The sequence below is a fragment of the Streptomyces sp. E11-3 genome, assembly GCF_046540415.1.
Lineage (GTDB): Bacteria > Actinomycetota > Actinomycetes > Streptomycetales > Streptomycetaceae > Streptomyces.
Genome location: NZ_JAZGRL010000074.1, coordinates 1 through 2919, shown reverse-complemented (window position 1 = coordinate 2919; position 2919 = coordinate 1). Strand labels below are relative to the sequence as shown.

Sequence of the window (2919 nt, the reverse complement as noted above, 5' to 3'; positions counted from 1 at the left end):
ACCGCTCACCAGGAGCTGCTGATCCCGCTCAGTGTCACCAAGGGCCCGGTGCGCAGCGTCCTGCTGCATCCCGCGGGCGGCGGGGTCGGCCCGTACTTCCCCGTCGCGCGGCAGCTCAGCCGCCTGGGGCCAGTGTCCGCGCTGCGGGCGAGCGGCCTGCTGCCCGGGGAGCGTCCCGATGACTCCGTACCGGAGATGACCAGGCGCTATCTGACGCTGCTCGACGGGCTTGAGGAGCCGCCCGACCTGCTCTTCGGCTGGTCGCTGGGCGGCGTACTGGCCTGGGAGCTGGCGGCCGCGCTGGCCGTGCGTGGGCAGCGCCCGCGGGTTGTGATGATCGACAGTCCGGCGGTACGGGTCCCGGTCACCCCTCAGGAGGCCGCAGCGCTGCGCGAGCTGGTGCGGGCGTCGTCCGGCCTCGCGCTGAGCGACGGCGACACCGAGCGGGTCACGCGGACGACGGACGCGCACATCAAAGCGGTCCGCGCACACGAGGTGCGCCCGCGGCACGACTGCCCGACCCTGCTGATGCCCTGCACCGACGAGGACAACACGCCGCATCTGGCCCGTTGGCGGTCGCTCGCCGCGGATCTGACGGTACGTCCGCTGCCGTGCGGCCACTTCGACGTCCTCACCCCACCGCACCTCACGGCCGTCCTGGGCCACCTCTCGCAGTTCCTGCGGGACACCGCTCCCCACCCAACCAAGGAGTCCTGATGACCGACCCAGACCCGCTTGCCGTGGTCACCGGCGGGACCCGCGGCATCGGCCTGGCGCTCAGCCGCCGTCTGATCCGACTGGGGCACCGGGTGGTCGCCTTCTACTGGTCCGACCAGGAGGCGGCCGAGAAGGCCGAGGCGGACCATCCGGGCCAGCTCACCACCCTGCGCGTCGACCTGTCCGACGCGGCGGAGGTCGCCCGGGCCGCCGAGCGGATCCTGGCCGAGCACGGCACACCGGCCGTGTTGGTGAACAACGCCGGGATCAACATCGACCGCCCGTTTCTGGAGCTGACCGACCAGGACTGGCGCCGAGTGCTCGACACCAACCTCTCCGGACCCTTCTGGCTCACCCGGGCCCTGGCCCCGGCGATGATCGAGGCGGGCGGCGGCAGCGTGGTGAACATCGGGGCCACCACCGGGATGCGGCCCCGCGTCGACGGCGCCAACTACTGCGCGAGCAAGGCCGGGCTGCTCCAGCTCACCAAGTGTCTGGCGCTGGAGCTCGCACCCGCGCTCCGGGTGAACTGCCTGATCCCCGGCATGATCGACACCGAGGAGCTGCGGACCCGCTGGCGCCTCGACGATCCCGTACGGATGGCCCAGACCCTCGACGAGATTCCGCAGCGACGCATGGGCACCACCGAAGACATCGCCGATGCCCTGGAGTTCATGGTCGGGCCCGCCGGGTCCTATCTGAACGGGCAGAAGCTGATCGTCGACGGTGGGCAGTTCATGTGGTGAGGACCCTCATGACCTCCGTGACCTCCGTGACCTCCGTGACCTCCGCGACCTCCGCGACCTCCGCGACCCTTGCAGCGCCCGCCGAACGCACCGAGCAGCTGCTCACCCGTGCCCGTACGGCCCTGCACGACACCCCTCCCATCGGCGACCGCGCCTACGTGCGCTACTGCCACGAACTGGCCCGCGCCCTCACCGGCGCCTGGCCCACGGTACTCGCGGCCAACGCCGACGACATCGAGCGCGCCGAGCGGCGCGGCCTGCCGCCGACCCTGGTCGACCGCCTGCGGGTGACCGGCGAACACCTGCGCAAAATGGTGGAGTTGACCGAGCAGGTCAGCCGTGAGCTACCCGTCGTGAGCGCGGGCGGCCCCCGCATCCCGGCGGGCGACTGGGGTGAACTGCGCCAGATCCCCAAGCCGCTCGGCGTCCTGCTGATGATCTACGAGGCGCGGCCGACCGTGACCGTGGACGGCGCGCTGCTGCCCGTCGTGGTGGGCAACTCCGTGCTGCTGCGCGGCGGCAAGGAGAGCAGCGCCACCGACGCCGCGCTCGCCGAAGCCGTACGGGCCGCGCTGACGGCCGCCGGCCTGCCGCCTGATCTGGTGACGGTGGTCGACGACCCCGACAGGTCCGTCATGAAGGCGCTGCTGAAGCGCCCGGACGCGGTGGACGTACTGATCCCACGCGGCAGTCCCTCGCTCATCGAGTACTGCCGCACCGCGAGTTCCATCCCGCTGATCGCCAGCGGCGGCGGCGTCAACCACCTGTACGTCCATGAGAGCGCCGATCTCGACCTGGCGGCCACGGTCACGCTGGACAGCAAACTGCCCGAACCTGCCGGGTGCACGTCGGTGGAGCTCGTCCTGGTCGACCGAGAGATCGCCGGAGCGTATCTGACCGCGCTGCTGCGCCGTACGGAGCAGGTGGCCGAGGAACGGACGGGCAGGCAGCCGGTACGGGCCGACGGGCGGCCGGTCCCGGCGGACGGCGAGCCCGCCCTGTTGACCGTACGTCTCGACCCGGCCGTTCCCGGCCCCGGCCCCGAGGCCGCGCACCCCGGCCGCCCGTGGCGGATCGTGCCACTGGAACCGCACGACCTAGGCCGCGAGTTCCTGGACCCCGCCATCGGGGTGCTGGCGGTGGACGGCCTCGGCGAGGCGGCCCGGCACATCCGCCGCTACGGGTCCACCCACACCGAAGGCGTGCTCGCCGAAGACGCCGCCGTGGCCGAGGAGTTCACCCGACGGGTGGACGCGGCGACGGTCGTGGTCAACGGCTCGCTGCGGCTGCACGACGGACCCAAGCTCGGCATCGGCGCCGAACTCGCCATCGCCACCGGCCGACTGCACGTCCGCGGCCCGGTCACCCTCGGCTCCCTGCTGACCCGCACCTGGGTCGTCGAGGGCAACGGCCAGCTGCGCGGCTGAACGCGACCACAACCCACCCCCACCCCCAC

General features: G+C 72.3%; 3 protein-coding genes. All 3 read left to right on the top strand.

Annotation, left to right across the window (positions count from 1 at the left end; translation table 11 throughout):
• Positions 1-717: alpha/beta fold hydrolase (locus tag U9R90_RS35100; RefSeq protein WP_411061454.1), on the top strand; the 717-nt coding region annotated here is incomplete at its 5' end.
• Entirely contained in the window at positions 717-1463 is a 747-nt protein-coding gene (locus U9R90_RS35095) for an SDR family NAD(P)-dependent oxidoreductase (protein WP_411061452.1), read from the top strand. The genes U9R90_RS35100 and U9R90_RS35095, both read left to right, overlap by 1 nt.
• A gap of 8 nt (positions 1464-1471) precedes the next feature.
• Positions 1472-2890, top strand: coding sequence for a glutamate-5-semialdehyde dehydrogenase (locus tag U9R90_RS35090; protein ID WP_411061451.1), 1419 nt, complete (start codon positions 1472-1474; stop codon positions 2888-2890).
• Positions 2891-2919: the final 29 nt, after the last annotated feature.

Excerpts from the sequence above, each read along its gene's own strand:
- U9R90_RS35095 (WP_411061452.1), top strand. The coding sequence starts at position 717 with ATGACCGACCCAGACCCGCTTGCCGTGGTCACCGGCGGGACCCGCGGC.
- U9R90_RS35090 (WP_411061451.1), top strand. The coding sequence starts at position 1,472 with ATGACCTCCGTGACCTCCGTGACCTCCGTGACCTCCGCGACCTCCGCG.